Origin of the sequence: Nocardioides cynanchi, from assembly GCF_008761635.1 — a bacterium.
Lineage (GTDB): Bacteria > Actinomycetota > Actinomycetes > Propionibacteriales > Nocardioidaceae > Nocardioides > Nocardioides cynanchi.
The window spans coordinates 977,641-1,000,740 of the sequence record NZ_CP044344.1; the positions used below are offsets into that span (position 1 = coordinate 977,641).

The 23,100-nt window shown below is 72.1% G+C and carries 18 protein-coding genes and 1 riboswitch; of the genes, 8 read left to right on the forward strand and 10 right to left on the reverse strand.

Going from position 1 to position 23,100, the window contains the following annotated elements; all coding sequences use genetic code 11:
- Nucleotides 1-71 precede the first annotated feature (71 nt).
- Nucleotides 72-176: riboswitch (glycine riboswitch) on the forward strand.
- Between the two features lie 125 nt (nucleotides 177-301).
- Nucleotides 302-3,076 carry an aminomethyl-transferring glycine dehydrogenase gene (gene gcvP / locus E3N83_RS04990; protein ID WP_238343159.1) on the forward strand — a complete coding sequence of 925 codons (2,775 nt, stop codon included), beginning with the start codon at nucleotides 302-304 and terminating at the stop codon, nucleotides 3,074-3,076.
- 146 nt (nucleotides 3,077-3,222) lie between these two features.
- Here the strand turns inward: gcvP and E3N83_RS04995 are convergent, their stop codons facing one another.
- From E3N83_RS04995 to E3N83_RS05015, 5 genes are read right to left on the reverse strand one after another with little or no spacing between them, the layout of a single operon-like run.
- Nucleotides 3,223-4,647: a metallopeptidase TldD-related protein gene (locus E3N83_RS04995; RefSeq protein ID WP_151082256.1), complete on the reverse strand. Its 1,425-nt coding sequence runs from the start codon at nucleotides 4,645-4,647 to the stop codon at nucleotides 3,223-3,225.
- Nucleotides 4,647-6,185 (reverse strand): TldD/PmbA family protein, encoded by a 1,539-nt coding sequence (locus E3N83_RS05000; RefSeq protein ID WP_151082257.1) that lies wholly within the window; start codon nucleotides 6,183-6,185, stop codon nucleotides 4,647-4,649. The genes E3N83_RS04995 and E3N83_RS05000 overlap by 1 nt, the downstream gene beginning before the upstream one ends.
- A gap of 25 nt (nucleotides 6,186-6,210) precedes the next feature.
- A complete protein-coding gene (locus E3N83_RS05005; RefSeq protein ID WP_151082258.1) occupies nucleotides 6,211-9,165 on the reverse strand; it encodes an AAA family ATPase in 2,955 nt (984 codons plus the stop codon).
- Nucleotides 9,165-10,319 (reverse strand): exonuclease SbcCD subunit D, encoded by a 1,155-nt coding sequence (locus E3N83_RS05010; RefSeq protein ID WP_151082259.1) that lies wholly within the window; start codon nucleotides 10,317-10,319, stop codon nucleotides 9,165-9,167. The genes E3N83_RS05005 and E3N83_RS05010 overlap by 1 nt, the downstream gene beginning before the upstream one ends.
- A 48-nt stretch (nucleotides 10,320-10,367) precedes the next feature.
- On the reverse strand, nucleotides 10,368-11,192 hold the full coding sequence (locus E3N83_RS05015) for a formate dehydrogenase accessory sulfurtransferase FdhD (protein ID WP_151082260.1): 825 nt from the start codon (nucleotides 11,190-11,192) through the stop codon (nucleotides 10,368-10,370).
- Between the two features lie 121 nt (nucleotides 11,193-11,313).
- Here E3N83_RS05015 and E3N83_RS05020 point away from each other — a divergent pair, with 121 nt between their 5' ends.
- Nucleotides 11,314-13,050 (forward strand): SpoIVB peptidase S55 domain-containing protein, encoded by a 1,737-nt coding sequence (locus E3N83_RS05020; RefSeq protein WP_151082261.1) that lies wholly within the window; start codon nucleotides 11,314-11,316, stop codon nucleotides 13,048-13,050.
- Nucleotides 13,051-13,128: 78 nt separating this feature from the next.
- On the opposite strand, the gene E3N83_RS05025 is transcribed toward E3N83_RS05020, so the two are convergent.
- The gene (locus E3N83_RS05025) at nucleotides 13,129-14,580 is read right to left on the reverse strand and encodes a hypothetical protein (protein ID WP_151082262.1); all 1,452 of its coding nucleotides are present in this window, start codon (nucleotides 14,578-14,580) and stop codon (nucleotides 13,129-13,131) included.
- Between the two features lie 106 nt (nucleotides 14,581-14,686).
- Nucleotides 14,687-16,114 (reverse strand): hypothetical protein, encoded by a 1,428-nt coding sequence (locus E3N83_RS05030; RefSeq protein WP_151082263.1) that lies wholly within the window; start codon nucleotides 16,112-16,114, stop codon nucleotides 14,687-14,689.
- A 113-nt stretch (nucleotides 16,115-16,227) separates the two neighbouring features.
- On the opposite strand from E3N83_RS05030, the gene E3N83_RS05035 reads away from it, so the two are divergent.
- From E3N83_RS05035 to E3N83_RS05040, 3 genes are all read left to right on the forward strand, one after another.
- Nucleotides 16,228-17,946 carry an aminotransferase class V-fold PLP-dependent enzyme gene (locus E3N83_RS05035; RefSeq protein WP_151082264.1) on the forward strand — a complete coding sequence of 573 codons (1,719 nt, stop codon included), beginning with the start codon at nucleotides 16,228-16,230 and terminating at the stop codon, nucleotides 17,944-17,946.
- Between the two features lie 205 nt (nucleotides 17,947-18,151).
- Nucleotides 18,152-18,289 (forward strand): hypothetical protein, encoded by a 138-nt coding sequence (locus E3N83_RS19445; protein ID WP_191907959.1) that lies wholly within the window; start codon nucleotides 18,152-18,154, stop codon nucleotides 18,287-18,289.
- A 71-nt stretch (nucleotides 18,290-18,360) separates the two neighbouring features.
- Nucleotides 18,361-18,792 (forward strand): OsmC family protein, encoded by a 432-nt coding sequence (locus E3N83_RS05040; protein WP_151082265.1) that lies wholly within the window; start codon nucleotides 18,361-18,363, stop codon nucleotides 18,790-18,792.
- A gap of 9 nt (nucleotides 18,793-18,801) precedes the next feature.
- Here E3N83_RS05040 and E3N83_RS05045 read toward each other — a convergent pair whose 3' ends face one another.
- Nucleotides 18,802-19,473 (reverse strand): peptidylprolyl isomerase, encoded by a 672-nt coding sequence (locus E3N83_RS05045; protein ID WP_151082266.1) that lies wholly within the window; start codon nucleotides 19,471-19,473, stop codon nucleotides 18,802-18,804.
- A gap of 94 nt (nucleotides 19,474-19,567) precedes the next feature.
- Here E3N83_RS05045 and tpx point away from each other — a divergent pair, with 94 nt between their 5' ends.
- Nucleotides 19,568-20,065 (forward strand): thiol peroxidase, encoded by a 498-nt coding sequence (tpx, locus tag E3N83_RS05050; RefSeq protein WP_151082267.1) that lies wholly within the window; start codon nucleotides 19,568-19,570, stop codon nucleotides 20,063-20,065.
- 12 nt (nucleotides 20,066-20,077) lie between these two features.
- Nucleotides 20,078-20,407, forward strand: coding sequence for a PGPGW domain-containing protein (locus tag E3N83_RS05055; RefSeq protein WP_151082268.1), 330 nt, complete (start codon nucleotides 20,078-20,080; stop codon nucleotides 20,405-20,407).
- An 81-nt stretch (nucleotides 20,408-20,488) separates the two neighbouring features.
- Here E3N83_RS05055 and E3N83_RS05060 read toward each other — a convergent pair whose 3' ends face one another.
- Nucleotides 20,489-20,770, reverse strand: a complete 282-nt coding sequence (locus E3N83_RS05060; protein WP_151082269.1) for a Fe-S cluster assembly protein HesB — start codon at nucleotides 20,768-20,770, stop codon at nucleotides 20,489-20,491.
- Nucleotides 20,771-20,881: 111 nt separating this feature from the next.
- Here E3N83_RS05060 and E3N83_RS05065 point away from each other — a divergent pair, with 111 nt between their 5' ends.
- A complete protein-coding gene (locus tag E3N83_RS05065; RefSeq protein ID WP_151082270.1) occupies nucleotides 20,882-21,523 on the forward strand; it encodes an HAD family hydrolase in 642 nt (213 codons plus the stop codon).
- A 42-nt stretch (nucleotides 21,524-21,565) separates the two neighbouring features.
- Here the strand turns inward: E3N83_RS05065 and E3N83_RS05070 are convergent, their stop codons facing one another.
- A complete protein-coding gene (locus E3N83_RS05070; protein ID WP_191907960.1) occupies nucleotides 21,566-22,588 on the reverse strand; it encodes a phosphotransferase enzyme family protein in 1,023 nt (340 codons plus the stop codon).
- Between the last annotated feature and the right edge of the window lie 512 nt (nucleotides 22,589-23,100).

Sequence of the window (23,100 nt, forward strand, 5' to 3'; positions counted from 1 at the left end):
TCGACCCGCCGACGCGCGCCCGCTGACCATGCCGGCCCCGGGGGCCGGGCGGGCTAGACTGACGGCGCTGACAATCCCGCACGGGAGAGTCTCTGCCCGGGCCCGGCCCGGGATCGGAGCGCCGAAGGGGCAATTCCTCCCCGGAACCTCTCAGGCGCCAGGACCGTGCGGATCAGGCAACTCTGGAGCGGACGCGACAGAGGGGGAGGCGAATCGAGCCCACATCGAGGAGCCCCCGTTGAGCACACCGTCCGCCTTCGCCGACCGCCACATCGGCCCCCGCCCCGACGACCTGTCCCGGATGCTCGAGGCCGTCGGCTTCGCCTCGCTCGACGAGCTGATGGCGGCCGCCGTGCCCACCGCGATCGCCACTGACGCCCTCGACCTGCCCGAGCCGCTCTCGGAGTACGACGCGGCCCGTGAGCTGCGCCGGCTGGCGGCGGCCAACCGGCCGGCGGAATCGATGATCGGGCTCGGCTACCACGCCACGATCACCCCGCCGGTGATCCGGCGCAACGTGCTCGAGGATCCCGCCTGGTACACCGCCTACACGCCGTACCAGCCCGAGATCTCGCAGGGCCGGCTCGAGGCGCTGCTCAACTTCCAGACCGTGATCGGCGACCTGACCGGCCTGCCGACAGCCAACGCGAGCCTCCTCGACGAGGGCACCGCGGCCGCCGAGGCGATGACGTTGGTACGCCGTGCGCAGCGCGGCGCGAGCGGGCCGTTCCTGGTCGACGCGGACGCACTGCCGCAGTCGATCGAGGTGATCAGCACCCGGGCCCACGCCATGGGGATCGAGGTCGTCGTCGCCGACCTGACCGACGGTCTGCCCGAGGGCGAGCTGTCCGGGGTGCTCGTGCAGTATCCCGGTGCCTCCGGGCGGATCGTCGACCCCCGACCGCTCATCGAGCAGGCCCACGACCGGGGCGCGCTGGCCGTCGTGGCCGCCGACCTGCTGGCCCTGACCCTGCTGGAGTCGCCGGGCGAGCTCGGCGCAGACATCGTGGTCGGCTCGTCGCAGCGCTTCGGAGTCCCGCTGTTCTACGGCGGCCCGCACGCCGGCTTCATGTCGGTCTCCGCCGGGCTCGAGCGGCACCTGCCCGGCCGGCTCGTGGGGGTGTCGATCGACGCCGAGGGTCGTCCGGCGTACCGCCTCGCCCTGCAGACGCGCGAGCAGCACATCCGCCGGGACAAGGCGACCTCCAACATCTGCACGGCGCAGGTGCTGCTCGCCGTCGTCGCCTCGATGTACGCCGTCTACCACGGCCCTGAGGGGCTGAAGGCGATCGCGGAGCGGATCAACGGCCACGCCCGCGAGCTCGCGGCGGTGCTGGGCGACCGCGGCGTCGAGGTGGTGCACGACCGCTTCTTCGACACTGTCCTGGCCCGGGTGCCCGGACGTGCGGCCGACGTCGTGGCGGCGGCTCGCGAGCGGGACGTGCAGGTCCGGCACGTGGACGACGACCACGTCGGACTGAGCGTGGGGGAGACCTACGGGCCCGCCACTCTGGCGGCCCTGCTGCACGCGTTCGGCGTCTGGGAGGAGGGCGCCTTCGGCGTCGCCAGTGTGGACACCATCCCGAGCGCCCTCGCCCGCAGCACGCCGTACCTGACCCATGAGGTCTTCTCCAGCCACCACAGCGAGACCCAGATGCTGCGCTACCTGCGTCGGCTGTCCGCCCGCGACTACGCGCTGGACCGCGGGATGATCCCGCTCGGCTCGTGCACGATGAAGCTCAACGCCACCACCGAGATGGAGCCGGTCTCGATGCCGGGCTTCGCCGACCTGCACCCCTTCGCGCCGGTGGAGGACGCCCGAGGCTACCGCGAGCTGGTCGACCAGCTCGAAGGCTGGCTGGCGGAGGTGACCGGCTACGACGCGGTCTCGATCCAGCCGAACGCCGGCTCCCAGGGAGAGCTCGCCGGGTTGCTCGCGATCCGCGCCTACCACCACGCCAACGGCGACGCGGGCCGCACCGTCTGCCTGATCCCGTCGTCGGCGCACGGCACCAACGCGGCGTCCGCGGTGATGGCCGGGATGCAGGTGGTCGTGGTCAAGGCCGCGGGCGACGGGGCCGTCGACCTCGACGACCTGCGCGCGGTCTGCGAGACCCACGCCGGCAAGATCGCCGCGATCATGGTCACCTACCCCTCCACCCACGGGGCCTACGAAGGCACGATCACCGAGCTCTGCTCGATCGTCCATGAGGCGGGCGGCCAGGTCTACGTCGACGGCGCCAACCTGAACGCCCTGCTGGGCCATGCCCGGCCGGGGGAGTTCGGCGGCGACGTCTCGCACCTCAACCTGCACAAGACCTTCTGCATCCCGCACGGTGGCGGCGGGCCGGGCGTGGGTCCGGTGGGCGTGCGCGCGCACCTCGCGCCGTACCTCCCGTCGCACCGGCAGCACCCCGACCCCGCCAAGCGCGACGGCATCGGCGCGATCAGCGCGGCGCCGTACGGATCGGCGGGAATCCTGCCGATCTCGTGGGCCTACATCGCGATGATGGGGGCCGAGGGGCTGCGCCGAGCGACCGCGACCGCGGTGCTGGCGGCCAACTACGTCGCGGCGCGGCTCGACGGCGCGTTCCCCGTGCTCTACAAGGGCCAGGGCGGCCTGGTCGCCCACGAGTGCATCCTCGACCTGCGGGCGATCACCAAGGCGTCGGGCGTCACCGTCGACGACGTGGCCAAGCGACTGGTCGACTACGGCTTCCATGCGCCGACGATGTCGTTCCCGGTGGCCGGCACGCTGATGGTCGAACCGACGGAGTCCGAGGACCTCGGCGAGATCGACCGGTTCTGCGACGCGATGCTCGCCATCCGGGCGGAGATCGAGCAGGTCGAGCACGGCGAGTGGAGCGTGGACAAGTCGCCGCTGCGCGGGGCACCCCACACCACCCGCGCCATCGTCGGCGACTGGGACCGCGCGTACCCCCGTGAGCTGGCGGCCTTCCCGACCGGCCCCGACCCCGACAAGTACTGGCCGCCGGTGGCCCGGATCGACCAGGCCTACGGCGACCGGCACCTGGTCTGCGCCTGCCCGCCCCCCGAGGCGTTCGCGGAGAACTGACCCCTCGACCAGGCGCTCTGGGCGGCGTCGCATTGCTGCCGATTGGTCCCAAACCGCAGGTTTCGGCACCGGAATTCTGCGGTTTGGGACCAAACGGCGACATCAGGCCCCCAGGATCCGGGACGGCAGGAGCCCAGGGAGCGGGGCTACATCGCCTGGGAGACGCTCGACATGTTGAAGTCGGGCACGCGCAGGGCCGGCATCGCGGTGCGGGAGAAGTAGTCGTCGCCCCACTCGCGGCTGAACGCCGGCCCGGTCGCCGAGGCATGGGTGAAGCGGCGGAGCAGGTCGACCGGGCTCTCGTTGAAGCGGAAGTTGTTGACCGCCCCGGTGATCTCGCCGTGCTCCACGAGGTAGACGCCGTCGCGGGTCAGCCCGGTCAGCAGGAGGGTCTGGGGGTCGACCGAGCGGATGTACCAGAGACAGGTCAGCAGCAGCCCGTGCTCCGTGCCGGTCACTAGGTCGTCGAGGCTGCCGGTGGCGCCGTCGACCTCCAGCACCAGGTTGTCGATCGCCGGGGTGACCGGCCGCCCGGTGAGGTCGGCGGTCTCGCGGGTCTGGCGCAGGGCGGACAAGACCCCGTGGTCGATCCAGTCGGTGCGGCCGAGCGGCAGGCCGTTGTCGAACACCGAGTCGTCGTTGCCGGACGCCTCCACGACGGCGTACGGCGCGCACTCGAGGCCGGCGTAGCGCGGGTCGGAGTACAGGGTGACGTCGGGGCGCACGATGGTCTCGCCGATCCGGGTGCCCCCGCCGCGGCGGCTGTAGACCGACTGGCCGTCGTGGGCGTCGCGGGCGCCCGCGCTCCAGTAGGCGTCGATCATCAGGTCGGCCACCGCCGCGGGCGGGAGGACGGTGTCGTAGCGCCCGGCGGCCAGGTCGACCCGCCGCGCGGCCCAGCCCAGGCGCTGCTCGAGCTCGGCCTCCACGGCCAGCGCGTCGACGCCGACGAAGTCACGGGTCGCCCCGCCCACCCAGGCGCTGCTCGCCAGGTCGGCGGTCTTGCCCGTGCACGCGTAGTGACCGGTCGGCTGGACGTGGCGCAGCCGGACCCCGGTCGAGGAGGCGAGGTAGGTCGTCGTCACGTGGTGGTCGACGAAGCCGTAGAGGATCCGGCCGCCCCCGTGGGCGCGCCCGAAGGCCTCGCCCAGCGCCGGCGCGAAGGCGTCGAAGACGTGGATGTCGGTCTCGCCTGGCTCGTCGTCCCACGCCGGGTCGGTGACGTCGGCGACGAGGTCGTGGGCGTCGGGTGCGGGGGAGGCCAGGAGCGCAGCTGCATCGGCGGCGGACACCAGGGCGGTCACCTGCTCGGGGGAGCCGGCGCTGCCGGAGACCGTGCCGACGCAGACGCCCCCGGAACGACGGGCGAACGAGATGACGGTGACGTCGATGCCGCGCATCACGCCGTTGGTGGTCAGGGTGTTGTGGGCCCACCGCAGGTTGGCGCTGGTGCGATGGTCGGCGACCACGATGCAGTCGTCGGCCGTCGAGCTCGCCAGCGCGTGCTCCACCAGTTGCTGGACCGTGGCGGTCGCGGTGCCCGGCAGCTCGGCTCCCCTCGACCCGGCCATCAGTGCGCTCCCTCGTCGTTGGTGTTCAGCACGCGTACGCCGCGGAACAGCGCGGTCGGGCAGCCATGGCTGACCGAGGCGACCTGTCCGGGCTGCGCCTTGCCGCAGTTGAAGGCGCCCCCGAGCTGCCAGGTCTCCGGGCCACCCACCGCCTCCATCGAGCCCCAGAAGTCGGTGGTCGTCGCCTGGTACGCCGCGTCCCGGACCTGTCCGGCCAGCCGGCCGTCCTCGATCCGGTAGAACCGCTGCGCGGTGAACTGGAAGTTGAAGCGCTGCATGTCGATCGACCACGACTTGTCGCCGACCACGTAGAGGCCCTGCTCGACCCGCCCGATCAGGTCGGCGGTCGTGGTGCCCGCGGCGCCGGGCTGCAGCGACACGTTGGCCATCCGCTGGATCGGGATGTGTCCCGACGAGTCGGCGTAGGCGCAACCGTTGGACCGCCCTTGGCCGTCCAGCGGGTTGAGCTCGGGATGCAGCGCCGCCATCGGCCGGTCCAGCTGGTAGCCGACCAGCACGCCGTCGCGGACGATGTCCCAGCTCTGCGTGGCGACGCCCTCGTCGTCGTAGCCGATCGTGGCCAGGCCGTGCTCGACCGTGCGGTCACCGGTCACGTGCATCACCGGGGAGCCGTACTGGAGGCTTCCGAGGCGGTCGATGGTGGCGAAGGACGTGCCCGCGTAGTTGGCCTCGTAGCCCAGGGCGCGGTCGAGCTCGGTGGCATGCCCGATCGACTCGTGGATGGTCAGCCAGAGGTTGCTCGGGTCGATCACCAGGTCGAGGACGCCGGCCTCGACGCTCTTGGACACCAGCTTCTCGTCGAGCAGGTCGGGCACCTCGGCGATCTCGGCGTCCCAGTCCCAGGCGCCGTCGGCGGGCGACCCCACGACGTACTCCCAGCCGCGGCCCGCCGGGGGCGCGATCGAGGTCATGTCGTCGAACGTGCCGGTGTTGTCGTCGGCGCCCATCGCGGTGAACGTCGGCAGCAGCCGCACCCGCTGCTGGGTGGTGCGGGTGCCGGCGGTGTCGGCGTAGTACTTGTTCTCGAAGACCTGGTAGAGCCCGGCGGTGGCGTGCGCCACGGCCGGATGCCGGCGCAGCCGCTGGGTCCAGTCGACCAGCACCTCGGTCTTGTCGGCGAGGGGTACGCCGAACGGGTCCAGGGTGTACGACGACACCCACTCCACGTCGTCGTAGACCGGCTCGGGGGCGATCTCCACGGGCACGCTGGTCATCGCCGCGGAGACCTTCGCCACCGCCACCGCGGTCTCGGCAACCCGGACGGCCTCGTCGACGGTCAGGTGCACGGCCGCGGCGAAGCCCCAGGCACCCCCGTGGATCACCCGCACCGCGAAACCCAGGTCCTCGGCGTCCGAGGCGCCCTGGAGCTGACCGTCACGGACCCGGACGTCCTGGTAGCGCACCCGCTCGAACCGGAAGTCGGCGTGGCTGACCCCGAGCTCGCGGGCCCGGGCGAGCGCTGCGTCGCCGAGCTCCCGGTGGGGAAGAGCGGTGAAGCCTGGGTCGACACGAGACATGGGCGAAAACCTATCTGCTTCTCGGTCAGGCCCGCAGTCGCACCGTCGACGGCCCGTGGTCACGCGGCTTGTCCACCAGGACCTGCACCGGGATCCGGCTGCGCATCTCGGCGACGTGGCTGACCACACCGACGGTGCGCCCGGACTCGCGCAGGGAGTCGAGGGTGTCCATCACCAGGTCGAGGGAGGTGGCGTCGAGCATCCCGAAGCCCTCGTCGACGAACAGCGTCTGCAGAGCCGCGCCGCCGGCCTCGGCCGTGATCACGTCGGCAAGGCCGAGCGCCAGCGCCAGCGCGACCACGAAGGACTCGCCGCCGGAGAGGGTGACCGGGTCGCGGGTGACGCCGGTCCACTCGTCGCGGACCACCAGGGTCATCCCGCCCCGCCGCTCCCCGGCACCGCGCAGGTCGGTGTGCTCGAGGCTGTAGCGGCCCGAGGTCAGCACCGCCAGGCGCAGGTTGGCGGCGTCGGCCACCTGGGAGAGTCGCCAGGCGACGACGTAGGCGGACAGCTGGATCTGCCAGCGGTTGTCGGGTGCCTTGCCCTCGCAGAACGCCGACAGGTGCTGGGCGACCTCGAGATCGCTGCGGACCGGCTCCCAGTCGGCGTGGCGTCCGGCCAGGTCGGTGAGCAGTGCGTCGAGACGCGACAGCCGCCGGCGCTGGGTCTCGGCGTCGGCGACCGCGGCGGCGCGGGTCTCCTCGGAGGTCAGGTGCTCCGCCTCGAGGGCGGCGACGTCTGGCGCAGCGAGGTCGTCGAGGTCCTGGAGAGCGGGATCGGCGAGCTGACGCGCCACGGCGGTGAGCCGCCCGCTGTGGCGGTCGAGGTCGCGGACGTGCTGCTCGATCTCGACCGGGCGGAGCAGCGCCGCCTCGGCCTCGGCCACCGAGTCGAACCCGGCCTCCAGCGCTGCGACCAGCCGGGCACCGGACGCCTCGGCGAGCGAGCGAACGGCGGCGACGAGATCGCCCTCGGCACGGAGGGCCGCCTCGACCTCGGTCAGCATCCGGGCGGTCTCGTCGTGGGCCGTGCGGGCGTCGGAGTACGGCGTGCCGGCCAGCGCCTCCGCGAGCTTGGCGTCGAGCACCGCCAGCTGCTGGGCGACCCGGTCGCGACCCTCGCGCAGCGACGCGCTCCGCTCCCGCACGGCCTGGCGCTCCTCGGCCTCGCGGCCCCGACGCTCGCGCGCGGCTGCGAGCGCTGGAGCGGCCTCGGCGCCACGGTCGACGATGCCCTCCAGCTCGGTCGTCCGCGCCCGAAGCGATGTCAGCCCGGACCTGAGCTCGGCGATGCTCGTCTCGCCGGCCAGGGCGCGGGCCTGCTCGAGGGCCGTCGCGAGCTCGCGGACCTGCTGGTCGTGAGCGTGCTGGACGGCGTTGGCGTCGTCGACCGCTCGCAGGGCGACCCGCTCGGCCTCGGCATCGGGGGCGTCGTGGTGCGGCCGCGCCGGGTGGGGATGGTCGTGTGACCCGCACACGGGACAGTCGGCCCCGACGGCGAGCGCCCCGGCCAGCTCGGCGGCCATTCCGTCGATCCGGGCCTCACGGACGGCGAGCCACACCTCCCGTGCGTCCAGAGCCTGCGCGGTCGCGACAGCGAGGGCGGACACGGCCTGCGCGTGGGCCGGAGCGAGTGACTCGACCTGGTCGTGGGCCCGGAGCAGGGCGCGGCGCTCGTCGATCTCCAGACGCACGTCGGGAAGGGCGAGCCGGGCGTCGTGCGCGGCGTCCTGCTGCGCGGCGAGGGTGCTGATCACGGCCTCGACGTCGGAGGACTCCAGCGCGCCGCATCGGGTGTCGAGGGCGTCGAGCGCGGCGACGATCGCGGCCTGCTCGTCGCGCAGCGCCTGGGCCTCGTCGCTCCGGGGGACGAGCGCGTGGAAGCGCTGGACCGCGGCCCGCAGCACGTCTCGGTGTGCCGTCGGGTCGTCCGGCGCGGAACCGAGGGCAGTCGCCAGCCGCCCGGTCGCTGCATCGCGAGCCTCGGTGGCTGCTGCCTGAGCGGCCTCGCGCGCCTCGACCAGGGGCGTGAGGACCGCGACCTGGGCGGCCCGTCGCGCCCGGTCGACCCGGGCCGCCACGGCTTCGATCTCGGGGGCCGTCGCGCGGAGCGAGGCCTGCTCGGCCCGGGCCGCCTCGAGCCGGGCGAGGCGGGCCGCGACGTCGCGCCCCGACTCCAGGGCGGCGCGGGTGCGTGCCTCCGCGCGGACCGCCTCGGCCGAGCGCCGGTCGGCTGCGGCACGTACCGCGCTGAGGTCGTCGCACAGACCCGCGGCCCAGGCCAGGGGATCGCTCTCGGGGGCGGGGACGGCCGCCCCGGCCACCTCGCTGATCCGGTTGACGACCTCGGCGACCGCGGTCTCGTGCTCGAGGGAGGTACGGCGCAGCGCGAGGCGGTGCTCGCGCAGCCAGCCCTCCACCCGCTGGAAGCGGCCGGTGTGGAACAGCTGCTGGAGCAGCGCCTGACGCTCGGTGGCGGTCGCCTGGAGGAAGGCCTGGAAGCGGCCCTGGGGCAGGATCACGACCTGGCAGAACTGGGTGAGGTTCATCCCGACCAGCCGGGTGATCAGCTGCCCGGCCTCGTCGAGCCGGGACGTGACCGGCCGCCACTCGTCACCGACCCGGCGCGAGACGCTCACCGTCGCCTGCTGGGTCGTGGTACCGGTGCCGCGGCGCTTGGGGCGCTCCCAGGCAGCGGTGCGGACCACGCGGTAGGTGCCCTCTGCGAACGTTGCCTCGAGCTCGACCGTGGGCGCCTGGTCGGGGGCCGCGTGGTCGGAACGGAACCGGCGGGCGGTGTTGCGCTCGCCGGGCACCGCGGCGTACAGGGCGAAGCAGACCGCGTCGAGGATGCTCGACTTGCCGGCGCCGTTGCTGCCCGCGAGCAGGAAGAGCCCGGCGTCGTTGAGCGCGGCGAAGTCGAGGTCGACCGACTCGGCGAAGGGGCCGAACCCGCTGATCCGCAGCCGCTGGATGCGCATCAGCGGGCCACCGGGTCGGCGTCGGGGTCGTCACCGCACGCGTCGAACGCTGCCACCAGCAGCGCGTGCTCGGCGGGGGTGGCGGGGGCACCGCGCATCTCGCGGACGAAGTCGGCAGCGATCTCGTGGCCCGGGCGATGCGGCCGGGCAGCCAGACGATGCCGCTCGGCGCGCTCGCCGGACGGCGTGAAGGCGATCTCGAGCGTGTGGGGGAACCGGGTCTGCAGGCGCTCCATGGCGCGCACCGGCCGCTGGGGATCGGTCAGCGTCGCCTGCACCCAGGCCTGCTCGGCCCAGGCGTGGGCAGGGTTGTCGAGGAGGTCGTCGAGGCTGCCGGACAGTCGGGCCAGGGCGCGCGGCACCGGGGCCGTCACGAACTCGGCAGCCGTGACCCCCTCGGGCCCGAGGTCGACCAACCAGCAGCCCTTCTCGTGGCCGGCCTCGGAGAACGAGTAGGCCAGGGGCGATCCGCTGTAGCGGACCGACTCGGTGAGCAGCTGCTGCCCGTGCAGGTGCCCGAGCGCGGTGTAGGTGACGCCGTCGAACACCGAGGTGGGCACGATCGAGATGCCGCCGACGCTGATGTCGCGCTCGGAGTCGCTCGGGGCCGCCCCGGCTACGAAGGCGTGCGCCAGCACCACCGAGCGCGCCTCCGGGTGGGCAGCCAGGTCGGCCCGGACCCGTCTCATCGCCTCGGCCACCGCCGCCTCGTGGGAGCGCACCGGGAGCTGCCACGGCTCGTGCAGGGCGATCGGGTCGAGATAGGGGAGGGCGTGCACCCGCACCTCGCCATGCTCGTCTCGGAGCACGACCGGGCGGCCGACCCCGGCCGGGTCGGTGCGGATGTAGACCCCGGCCGCATCGATCAGCCGCGAGGAGAAGCCGAGCCGCTGGGCGGAGTCGTGGTTGCCGCTGCTGATCACGACCGCCGCGCGGGAGCCGGCCAGCCGGGCCAGGGCCTCGTCGGCGAGCGCCACGGCGTCGACGTGGGGGAGGGCCCGGTCGTAGACGTCACCCGCGACCACCACCAGGTCGACCGACTCGGCCTCGACCACCCCGACCAGGTGGTCGACGAAGGCCGCCTGGTGCTCGAGCATGCCCACGCGGTGGAACGAGCGACCCAGGTGCCAGTCGGAGGTGTGGAGGATCCGCACACCACGAACCTAAGGACCACCACCGACAGGGCGGTGCCCCCACGCCGGTCAGGTGTAGCGAACCGTGCGCTCGGCGCGGGTGAAGCCGTACAGCACCAGCCCGGCCTGGCTGGCGAGGTGCACGGCGAGGGCGGAGGGTGCGCCGACCGCGACCATGCAGCCGACCCCGGCCGAGACGGCCTTCTGGACCAGCTCGAAGCCGGCCCGCCCGCTGACCACCAGACACGCCTCGCTGGTCGGCTGGCCGGCCAGCACCCGTGCCCCGGTCACCTTGTCCACGGCGTTGTGCCTCCCGACGTCCTCGCGTACGACGAGCCGTTCGCCGTCGGCGGTGAACAGCCCGGCGGCGTGGACCCCGCCGGTGCGGGCGAAGACGGACTGCTCCTCGTGCAGCAGCGCCGGGAGCCGGCGTACGACGTCGGGCCCGGGCACCCCGCCCTCCCAGCGCGGCCCTCGGGTCGTGGTCAGGGCCGCCTCGATGCTGTCCTTGCCGCAGACGCCACAGGCCGACGACCCGCTCGACAGCCCGGCATGCCGGTGCTGGAGGTCGACCGGCGTGGTCGTGGTGACCGTGACGACGTTGAACTCCTGCTCGCGGGTCAGGTCGGCGTCGGTGCAGTAGACAACGCCGGCCAGCGCGGCAGGCGCGACCAGGCCCTCGTGCACGACCCACCCCGCCGCCAGCTCGAAGTCGTGGCCCGGTGTCCGCATCGTCACCCAGGCCCGCTGGGCGGCGGCGCCGGGCCAGGAGAGCCGGATCTCCAGCGGTTCCTCGGCGGCGACGGTGTCCTCGTGGAGGCGTTCGTCGCCCGCCACGTGCTCGGCCACGCGCAGTCTCACGGTGGCCCCGGGTCGGCGCTGGAGCTCGGTCACGCCCCCAGCCTAGGAGGCGGTCCTCGACCGAGGCGACCAGCGCGCAACCAAACGCCCGCCCGGCGCGTCTGTTGGAGCAGAGGCGCCGACCACGGGGGAGGTGCACGATGGAGGGAAACTCATGACCAGACCCACTTCTCGGACCAGGGTGCTCGCCTCGGCGGCAGTCGCGACCGGGCTCTGCCTGGGCGCCGCGACCGCCGTTCAGGCACCGTCCCAGGCCGCGTCCGGTACCTGCGACACCGCCTACCCGGTCTCCCAGCTGACGACCGGCCAGGCCGTCACCGGGCTCACCGTCTCCAGCGGTACGACGCCCTCGGGCTTCTCCGGCACGGTGCTCGGCGTCCTCAAGGACGGCATCGAGCCCGGTGTGGACATGATCATGATGCGCCTCACCTCGACCGAGATCGACCGGGTCGGCGGGATCTGGGAAGGCATGTCCGGCTCGCCGGTCTACGCCTCCGACGGCCGCCTGATCGGTGCGGTGGCCTACGGCCTGGCCTACGGCACGACGCCGGTCGCCGGCATCACGCCGTACGAGGACATGGACCAGTACGCCGGGACCCCGCCGACGCCGCTGCGCGTCGGTGTCCCCTCCTCGGCGGCCCGGGCCATCGCCCGGTCCACCGACGTCACGACCGCCCAGGCCCACCAGGGCTTCGCCGAGCTGAAGGTCCCGACCGGCATCTCCGGGCTGAGCCCGCGGGTGCTCGCCCGTGACACCGGACGCCCGTACCTGAAGTCCCACACCTACGTCGCCGGGCGATCCGGGTCGTCCGCGAGCCCCGGCGTCGGCGACATGATCTCCGGCGGCAACCTCGTGGCCACCCTGTCCACGGGCGACGTCCTCCAGGGTGCGGTCGGCACCATCACCTCGGTGTGCAACGGCACCGTCGTCGGCTTCGGTCACCCGTTGAACTTCGTCGGCAAGGCCAGCTACGGGATGGCCGGGGGAGATGCGATCTACATCCAGGAGGACCCGGTCAACGTCCCCTTCAAGGTCGCCAACATCGGAGACCTGCTGGGCACGGTGGACCAGGACCGGATGACCGGCATCGCCGGCCTGCTCGGTGCCACCCCGCCGAGCCTCCCGATCCAGTCCAAGGTCACCTACACCCCGGACGGCGGCGTCGCCCGGTCGCGCACCGGCAGCTCCGACGTCCAGCTCCAGGACGCGGCCGCCGCCACGGCGAACTACGAGCTGATCCTCAACCACCAGGCCGTGATGGACGCCTACCAGCCCGGCTCGGAGACCCAGTCCTGGACCGTGACCGGCTCCAGCGCGTCGGGACCGTTCACGTTCACCGGCGGCAACCGCTACACCGACGGCTTCGACCTCACCTTCGCCTCCGTGTGGGACCTGCCTGACCTGGTCTGGCTGCTGAGCAACGTCGACGGCGTGACCATCGACTCGGTCAAGGTCAGCTCCAACGTCACCGACAGCACCGCGACCAAGAAGATCGCCGGGCTGCAGCAACGACGGGCGGGGGCCTGGCACACCGTCACCGCCGGTGCTCCGGCACTGGTGCGAGCCGGCGGCACGTTGACCGCACGGGTCGTCTACGCGGGCGGCACCACGGGTCGGACGTTCACGGTCGCCGTGCCTGCCCGGGCGGCCGGGATGCGGGGCCAGATGACGGTCGCCGCGGCCCAGGGGTTCCCGTTCGAGCAGTTCCCGATGCCGAAGACGATCGGCGGGGTGAAGAAGCTCGTCGACGGCGCCGTTCGCAACGACCAGGCCACCGTCGAGCTGTCGGCTTTCGGGGGCAAGACCCGGCCGGTGCAGGTCCACACCACCACGCCGAAGGACCACGAGGTGATCACCGGACACCACACCTTCAAGGTCAAGGTCCTCTGACGAGGGTCTCCACCGACGGCCGCGCTCAGCAGGTGAGCGCGGCCGTCGCTCGTGGTGGCCGGACCGGTCGGGGCGCCGTCACTTCACCGTCAGCCGGGTCGCGGCCTTCGCGTAACCCTTGCGCGCGGCCGTGGCGGCGTGCTTCCCCTTGCCGAACGACGCGGGGAAGGTGAGCGTGCAGGTGCCGCCCTTGCCCGTGGTGCACGCCTTCGAGCCCACCCTCACCTTCGACCCGGCGACGCCGGCCCGGGCGTCGGTGACGGAGAAGACGACCTTCTGCCTGCCGCCGTGCTGCCAGCTCCTCGGCGAGGCGTGCAGGGTCAGGCCCGGAAGCACCTGGGTGTGCCACAACGCGTTCCCGACGTTGACCACCAGGTCACCGCGGGCCCGGGTGCCGTCGACGCCGAGGCCGTAGGTCAGGTCGGCTCGGGGCGGGAGGCCGGCGTTGCGCACGGCACCCATCACCAGTCCGGTGGCCCCCGTCCGCACCGCCTTGACCTGCGGCGCGCTGCTCGTCCAGGCGACCCACAGCCGACCCGACGGTCCGGGCGACAGGGCGACCCGGGTCGCGCCCTTGCTCTGCGGGATGGTCGAGGTCTTCGCGGAGCCGACCTTCCAGACCCGCAGCGACGTGCAGGGCAGCGCCGAGCCGGCGCAGTACGCCTCGAAGACCCCGCCGCCGCTCCGGGCCGCCAGCGCGACCCGGCCGGTGGTGTGCGAGCTCGCCCCGCCGCTCGACTGGGGCGCCTTCAGCGGCGTGCCGACCGTGGGGTAGATCCGCATCGCGAACGTGCCGTTGGTCGCGGCGGTGCTCCCGTTCTGGTACCAACCGGCCCAGATCTCGCCGCCGTCGCGCACCAGGGTGGTGTCGAAGATCCCCGGCGACGTCGTCGTGTACGACGCGTCGGGGTCGTTGCCGACCCCGATGTGCCAGGACAGCTTGACGTCGCCGTCGGCGTACGCCCCGACCGGGGTGGTGCCGTCGGCCAGCATCACCGCACCGGTGCCGTACGTCGGCACGGCCGCGTTGCTTCCCAGCGACTCGGCGGGCAGCGCCCAGCTGCTCCCGCCCTGGTCGCCGGTCGCGGTGTACATCAGGCCGTGGTCCCAGAAGGTGGGCCCGGACGGGGTCTGGTTGCCGGTGAACACGATCCTCAGCCCGGTGCTGGTCGACAGCACGACCGGTCGGCGGTCGACGTTCTCCCAGGCCGTCGGCAGCACGTCGTTCTGCCGGAGGATGCGTCCGTGGCTGTCGAGTGCGGTGTGCCCGAGCTGCATGCCGCCGGGGACGTTCTCGGGGTAGACCACGTGCAGGACCCCGTCGGAGGACTTGACCAGGCTCGGCATGAAGATGCTCTGGACGCCGCCCGTCGACACCTTCGTCCAGTGCCCGGGACCGCCCTTGCCGACGGCGGCGGTCTGCCGGTGCGAGGGGGCGGCACCGCTGGCCGTGCTGGCGGTCGTCCCGGCCACCGCGGCGGTCAGGGCGCCGGTCAGGGCCAGAGCGGCGAGAGCGGGTGTACGGATCATGCGACCCTCCGGGGTTGGCGAAGGGTCCAGCCTGCCCTGTCGTGGCCCCCAGGCACATGGCCCCAACGGGCCGTTGACAGACGCTGCCTCGGTCGGTGCAGGTTCGTCAGCGCACCTTGAGGGTCACGATCGCCTTCGCGTACCCCTTCCGGGAGGCGGTGGCGTTGTGCTTCCCGGCCCCGAGCGTGCGCGGGAAGGTGATCGCGCAGGTGCCCCTGTTCCCGGTGGTGCAGCGGCTGGAGCCGACCTTGACGTTGGCGTTCTTCACGGCCGCGTGGGCGTCGGTGACGGTGAACACCACCCGCTGACGGCTGCCGTGCCGCCACTTCGACGGCGACGCGTGCAGGGTGAGGCCGGCGAAGACCTGGGTGTGCCAGAAGCCGTCGCCCACGTTGACCACGATGTCGCCTCGCCCGCGGCTGCCCTCGAGCACGAGGCTGTAGACGGAGGGGTGACCGCTGGGGATCCCGACGTTCTGGACGGCGCCCATGGCCAGGCCGTTGACTCCCGTGCGCACGGCCCGCACCTTGGGCAGGTTGTCCGACCACGCGACCCAGAGTCGACCGGACGGTCCCGCCGAGAGGGCGACGGTCTCGGCCAGGTGGCTGTGGGGCACGTCGGCCGTCTTGCTGGTGCCGACCTTCCAGACCCGCACCTTGCTGCACGTGGCGTAGCCCACGCAGTACGCCTCGTACACACCGCCGCCGGCCCGCGCAGCCAGGGCCACCCGGCCGAGCTTGAGGGTGTTCGTGCCCTGGCTGGAGCCGGGGGCCTTCAGCACGGGTCCGACGCTGGGAAGGATCTGGCGGGCGAAGATCCCGGTCGTCGCGGCGGTCGAGCCGTAGGCGAACCAGCCGATCCACACGTTCGAGCCGTCCCGGACCATCGTCGTGTCGTAGAGCGAGGCGCCCGGCACCGAGAAGGACCCGTCGGCGCCGGGACCGGTCCCGACGTGCCAGGTGATCGTCTCGTTCAGCGGGAACGCCGCCACCGGCGTGCCGTCGGCCAGCTCGACGGCGCTGGTCCCGTAGGAGCCGTACGCCGCGTTGCTGACCCCGACGTTCTGCGCGGGCAGGGTCCACGTGGCGCCCGAGTCGGAGGTGGCGTCGGCCATGAACATCCGGCCGCTGTCGAAGAAGCCGGAGGCGGTGTCGAGCTGGCCACCGAAGATCACGTGCGGTCCGCTCGCGCCGTTGACCACGACGGGCGCGTTGTCCATCGTCGCCCAGCCGGTGGGGAGCACGTCGTTCTGCCGGATGGTCGCTCCGTTGCTGGTGAGCGAGGTGTGGGCCAGCGTCACCGGGTTGCCCGCCGCTGCGGTCTTGCGCGGGTAGACCACGTGCAGGACGCCGTCAGCGGTCCGCACCATGGAGGCCTCGTAGATGGTGTCGACGGTGCTCGACGAGATCTTGGTCCAGTGGCCGGGCGAGCCCTTGGCGATCGACCGGTCGAGAGCCGGCGCCCCGAGGGCGGACGTGCCGGCGACGGCGACACCGAGGGAGACGGTGAGCCCGAGGGCGACGAGAGCGGGCATGCGGTTCATGGGACCCTCCGGAGTGGTGGAGGACTCCACCCTCCCGCGACTCCGCCCGGGCTCGATATGGCCCGAACGGGTGGTTCGCGGCGGCCCGGCCCTACTGTGGATCCATGCCCCCGGAGACCTCTCCGCTGATCGACCTGATCCGGGCGTCCGTGATCGGCGACGACCACGTGATGACGACGCCGTACGGTCATCGGCGGGTCACCTACGCCGACTACACCGCGTCGGGTCGTGCCCTGGCGTTCCTCGAGGACTTCATCCGGGAGCAGGTGCTGCCGGGCTACGCCAACACCCACACGGAGTCCAGTGGGACCGGCCTGCAGACGACCCGCCTGCGCGAGGAGGCGCGGGCGATCATCCGCGACGCGGTCGGCGGGGACGACGACACGATCGTGGTGTTCGCCGGCTCGGGCTGCACCGGAGCGATCGACAAGCTGATCGGCATCCTCGGCCTCCGCATCCCGTCGGTGCTCGAGGACCAGCACCACCTGTCCGCCCACATCCCGCCGTCCCAGCGCCCGGTGGTCTTCCTGGGCCCCTACGAGCACCACTCCAACGAGGTTCCCTGGCGCGAGACGGTCGCCGACGTGGTCACCATCCACGAGGACGCCGACGGCCACATCGACCGCACCGAGCTGGTCGAGCAGCTGGAGAGGTATGCCGACCGGCCGCTGAAGATCGGCTCCTTCTCGGCAGCGTCCAACGTCACCGGCATCGTGTCGGACACGTTCGCGATCTCCGAGGTCCTGCACCAGCACGGCGCCCTGTCGTTCTGGGACTTCGCCGCGGCGGCGCCGTACGTCGAGATCCGGATGGGGGCGCCCGACGGACGGCCGCAGGCGCACAAGGACGCGATCTTCCTGTCGCCGCACAAGTTCATCGGCGGCCCGTCGACGCCCGGGGTGCTTGTGGCCCGGCGGGCGCTGTTCGCCAACCGGGTGCCCGACGTGCCCGGCGGCGGCACGGTCGCCTACGTCAACACCGACGAGCACCGCTATCTCGAGGATCCGGCGCACCGCGAGGAGGGGGGCACCCCGGCGATCATCGAGGCGGTCCGCGCCGGACTGGTGTTCCAGCTGAAGGAGGCCGTGGGCACCGAGACGATCCGGGCCGCCGAGTCACGGCTGCTGCGCCGTGCGGTGACCGCCTGGCGCGACGAGCCGGCGATCGAGCTGCTCGGCAACCTCGACGCCGAGCGGCTCTCGATCGTGTCCTTCGTCGTACGGTCGCCGTCGGGGCGCTACCTGCACCACAACTACGTCGTCGCCCTGCTCAACGACCTGTTCGGCATCCAGTCGCGCGGAGGCTGCTCCTGCGCCGGTCCCTACGGCCACCGGCTGCTCGGGATCGACCTCGAGCGCTCCCACGAGTTCGAGCGGGAGATCACCGGCGGCTGCGAGGGCATCAAGCCCGGCTGGGTGCGGGTGAACTTCAACTACTTCGTCTCCGACGTGGTCGTCGACTACATCGTCGACGCGGTCCGCCTGGTCGCGCGCGACGGGTGGCGGCTGCTGGACGACTACCGCTTCGACATCGCCGGCGGCCGGTGGCGGCACCGGGACGGCCTGGTCGAGCCACCGATCAGCCTCCGCGCGATCTCGTACGCCGGCGGGCAGCCGCACTTCCCCTCCGAGCGGATGACCGGGGGAGAGGACCTCCTCGCCAGCCACCTCTATGACGGTGCCGCGATCCTGTCCGCCGCCACCGGGCCCGACCTCGCCGCCCACCCCGGCCAGGTCAGCCCGGACTTCGAGCACCTGCGCTGGTTCGACCTCCCCCCGACCTGCCTGGAGGGGGTGGCGGAGGTTTCACCGGTGCACCGGTGAAACCTGCGGTTATCGGCCGAAATGTCGCGGCAGAACGTCAGGTTTCGCGCGAGAACCTCCTGGCATGCGGCCCCCACCGGGGTGGTGGACGTCACCCTGATTCTGGTTCGGAGCGCGCCAATACAGACGTAGAATGTAAGAGTCGCACCAGCGACAGAGTCCATTACACCAACCTCGGTCCAGGACGGGCCGGAGAGAGAATGACATGAACACCCAGCTGTACCTCATGGGGGGCCTCGTCGAGGGCCGCGTCCGGTCTGACCGGGACCTGGACCAGGCACGCACCGCGCAGAACATGCGCCGCGCCGCGCGCGCCGCGCGCCGTTCAGCCGTCCGGCGCTGACCCAGCCGACGGGAGCGGCCGCCGACAGGGGAGTGGGGCGGCCGACCGTCAGCGGCACTAACGTGGCCGGCATGGACGAGAAGCTGGACGACACGCTGCGCTCACTCGACCTCACCCAGATCGGCGAGGGCCGCTTCAAGGCGGTCAACCGGCGTGGGGGAGTGCTGCCGATCGGCTCGGGCGACGATCCCGACTTCACGCCTGTCGAGCTGCTGCTCGCGGCGCTCGCCGGGTGTACGGCGATCGACGTCGGCTCGATCACCGGCAAGCGCTCCGCGCCGGAGTCGTTCGACATCCGCACCACCGGCCACAAGATCCGCGACGACGACGGATCCCACCTCGTCGACCTCGACGTCTCGATCTCGATCACCTTCCCCGAGGGGGAGGCGGGTGACCGGGCTCGCGAGGTGCTGCCCCGCGCCGTACGCCAGACCGCCGACCGGATCTGCACCGTGGGCCGCACCCTCCAGCTCGGCACCACGATCGGGTACGACGTGAAGTGAGCGCCGGGCTCAGCCTCCGCTGGTCACCTTCGTGATCGTGACCGGCTGCTTGGGCGCGCCGTCGCCGGGGCCGAAGGAGTTGTCGCTGCCCTTGGCCGCGACCTTCTGCACGGCGGCCAGGCTCGCCTTGTCGAGCTGGCCGAAGACCGTGTAGATCTTCTGCAGGTTGGCCGTGGAGTCCTTGTAGACGATGAAGAACTGCGAGCCACCGCTGTTCGGCTGCCCGGTGTTGGCCATCGCCAGGGTGCCCGGCGCGTACGCCTCGGCGCCGTGCAGCTCGTCGGGGATGGTGTAGCCCGGGCCGCCGTTTCCGGTGCCGGTCGGGTCACCGCACTGGAGGACGTAGATGTGCTCCGTGGTCAGTCGGTGGCACGGCGTGTTGTCGAAATAGCCCTGGCCGGCCAGCGCGACGAACGAGGTCACCGTGCAGGGCGCGGCAGTGGCGTCCAGGGTGGCCTTCAGGGTGCCGATGTTGGTGTCGATGGTCACCGGGACCGACCCGGTCTGGGTCGACGTCGGGCCGGGGACCGTCACCTTCCTGACCGCGGGTGCCCCCTTCGCCCAGGGGCACGGCGTACCGCCGGAGTCTGCTGCCGGCGTCGACGAGCTGCTTGCGCCGCAGGCGGCCAGGGTCGGGACGAGCACGAGCGTGGCCGCGAGGGCAGCGAGTCTGGTCAGCACGGGCTCGATGGTAGAAGGCGCACGGTGAGCTGGACCTCCCGGGCCGCCGGCACCTCGCAGGCACCCGGTGGGGACCACCTGCTAGACAGGGCGCATGGCTACCACTGCGCTCGGGGACAACCCCGCCCACACCGTCGGTGACCTGCCCCAGCCGGGCAGCACCGCACCGTCGTACACCCTGACCGGCACCGACCTCGCCGAGGTCGCCTCGGAGTCCTTCGCCGGACGGCGGGTCGTCCTCAACATCTTCCCCAGCGTCGACACCGGCGTGTGCGCCGCGTCCGTACGCCGGTTCAACGAGCTCGCCGCGGGCCTCGACAACACCACGGTGGTCTGCGCCTCCGCGGACCTGCCGTTCGCGCTCCGCCGGTTCTGCGGCGCCGAGGGCATCTCCGACGTCGTCGCGGCCTCGAGCTTCCGCAGCAGCTTCGGCGCCGACTTCGGAGTGACGCTCGTGGACACCCCGATGCGCGGGCTGCTGGCCCGTTCGGTGGTCGTGGTGGACACCGACGGCACGGTGCTGCACACCGAGCTGGTTCCAAGCATCGGGATCGAGCCGGACTACGACGCCGCCGTCGCGGCCCTCGGCTGACCGGTCCGACCGATGACCCGCACCCTGCGCCGCGTCGTGCTGTTCGTCGCGGGCCTGGTGCTCATCATCACCGGCCTGGTCCTGATCGTCCTGCCCGGACCGCTGACGATCCCGCCGATCCTGCTCGGGCTCTGGCTGTGGTCCCTGGAGTTCGAGTTCGCCCGGCACTGGCTGCGGCCGGTGCAGGCGCGGGGCTCGCAGGCGTGGGACCTGGCCCGGGAGAAGCCGGTGCACACCACCGTGGTCACCACGCTGGGGCTGGTCGGCGCCGGCGTCGCGATCTGGATGACCCTGCGCTACGACCTCCTCGACCGGGGCCGGGAGCTCGTCGGTCTCGGCTGACCCCGGCCCCGGCTGGAGACGCGAACGACCCCGGCAGCCTGCTGGCCGGCGGGGTCGTCCGTAGCTCGGGTCAGGGCTGGTTCACAGCTGGGGAGCCAGGGCGAACTGCACCCGGCCATCCTCGGCCACGGCGGCGTCGAGGATCTGGTCGTCCAGCTGCTCGGAGGCGGTCGGGTCCAGGTAGACGGTGGCTCCGTCGCTGACCACCGTGGCGTCGCCCGGCTCGGGCTGCCCGGTGGCGGTCACCATCAGGCCGACGGACGGGTCCTCGCTGCTGATCCGCAGCCCTGTGGTGTCGGGGCCACCCTGCTGGGCGGCGATGTCCTTGACGATCGTGCTGGCGTTCTCGGTGAGGCTGAGCATCGCGCTCTCCTTACGTCGGTTGCTGGCAGGAAGCCGTCCACCTTTCCGGTCCGGCGCGTCGTACGCAAACCGACGGCGCGTCGGTCGGCCACGCGCGAGAGGATGACGAGCGTGAAGAAGTACCTCCTCCTCGATCACGACGGCGTCCTGGTGGACACCGAGCCGTGGTACTTCAGGGCTGGGCAGCGTGCCCTGGCCGAGATCGGGGTCGGTCTCGACCCGGACCTGTACCTGGCCGACATGGCCAGGGGAGCGGGCACGTGGGCGCGGGCCCGGGCGGCCGGTGTGGACGAGGGCACCATCGACCGGGCGCGCGAGGCGCGCAACGACTACTACCGGGACTACCTGCGCACGGAAGCGATCGAGATCGACGGGGTCCTCGACGCGCTCGCGGAGCTGGCGACTCACGCCCGGATGGCGATCGTCACCACCGCGAGGGGCGTGGACTTCGACCTGATCCACGAAGGGCGGCAGATCAGGCGGTTCATGGAGTTCGTGCTGGTGCGCGAGGACTACACCAACGCCAAACCGCACCCGGAGCCCTACCTGACCGGCCTGGAGCGCTTCGGGGCCGCCAGGGACGAGACCCTGGTCGTGGAGGACTCGTCGCGAGGCCTGCAGTCCGCCGTCGCGGCCGGCATCGACTGTGCCGTCGTCCTCAACGAGTTCACCCGAGGCCAGGACTTCTCGCTGGCCACCCACCGGATCGACACGCTGACCGAGCTGACGGACATCGTCCGCGACGGCACCTGAGACGATCGGGGCCTCGGCCGCCTCCCGGGTTGCGCGAGGTGGCTACTCCAGGGCGAACGGCAGGCCGTCCACGAGGTTGCGGCAGTACCCGGTCGCGAACCGGTGCACGTTGGTGTGGAACAGCGTCGAGGTGCGCTGCGCCGGGATGGAGGACTGGAAGGCGAGGTTGGCCAGCGCGGCGGCGCAGACGAAGACCTCCAGGGCGAGCGGCGGTGTCACCAGCCCCGGCCGACCGTCGCGGTATCCCGCCACCAGTGCTCGGCGCACCGCGGCGTCCTGGTAGGAGTACTGGTAGAGGGCGACGCCGACGTCCCAGAGGTACGGAGCCACGACCAGCTGGGCGAGGTCGATGAACTGGACGGCGCCGTCGGCGGCGACGATGACGTTGTCGGGGTTCAGGTCGCCGTGCACCACGCCGTACACCTCAGCGGACGTCCCGATGGTGTCGATCACGCTGCCGGCCAGGGCGGTTGCCTGCTCGATCGTGTGCCAGGACTCGTCCGTGACGGCGCCGGTGGCCTCCAGGACGCGCAGATCGTCGAGCATCCGCTCGAGGTAGCGGCTGTCATAGGTCACGGCGCCCTCGGCGGTCCCCACCCGTCGCTCGGAGCACGCGTGCCACCGCCCCATCAGGTCGCCGACGGCTCGGGCCTGGGCGGGGGAGAGCTCCTCGACCTGGTGACCGTCCAGCCACCGCTGGAGCGAGCACGGAAGCGGTACGCCGCGGAAGGACACGGTCGGCAACAGGGCACCAGTCGGATCCGGGACGGGCTCCTGCACGGGTACCTGCGCCACCTCGGCGATCGTGGCCAGCCAGGCGAGGCCGCCAAGAACGGCGCGCTCGGTCAAGGCCTCGCTCTCGCCCTGAGGAGCGTGGACCTTGAGCAGCAGGCGCCGCCCATCGGCAGCCTCGATCCGGAACGCGGCCCCGGAGTTGTGACCCAGGAAGAGCACCTCGTGCGCGGCCACCCCGAAGACCTGGAGGGCGGCGTCCGCCAGCTCGTCGTAGACGGCACCGCGGTCGGCCTCCGCCTGCTCGTTCACCAGGTCACTGAGAGCACTCACGCACCCACCCTGCCGGAGATCCTCGCTCAGCGCTCACTGTGCGGAGGAGGAGGTCCCTCTGTGTCATCTGACATAATGTCAGTTATCGGCGAATCTGCCAGGCGTGGGAAGGGGGGTGTTGGGTTGCACCCTTCCGGGTGACGCGACTCAAAACCTACCCCCGTGTTACTAGCCGGGGGCTCGACCCCAAGCGACCTCTCATGCCGATGAGCGTGCGGACTGTTCCGGCTAGGTCCACACTCGTCCACAGGGCGTGGAACGGATCAGTTCCTGGCCGCGTCACACGGGTGTGCGGATACTCACCGCCGCCGACGGGAGCAGGTCATGAGGCGTGGCATAGCGACGGTCGCGATCGTGGCTTTCGTCTTAGGTCTCGTCGCCTTCGGCGCGGCCGTCGCGAAGCCTCGCCACGCATCGTCCGCTGCCCACCTGCCGAGCGGGTTCGCTAGCCAGATGCAGGACATGAACATCACATATTCGGACGTAGCGGTTGTTAGCGACCAGGTCAGGTC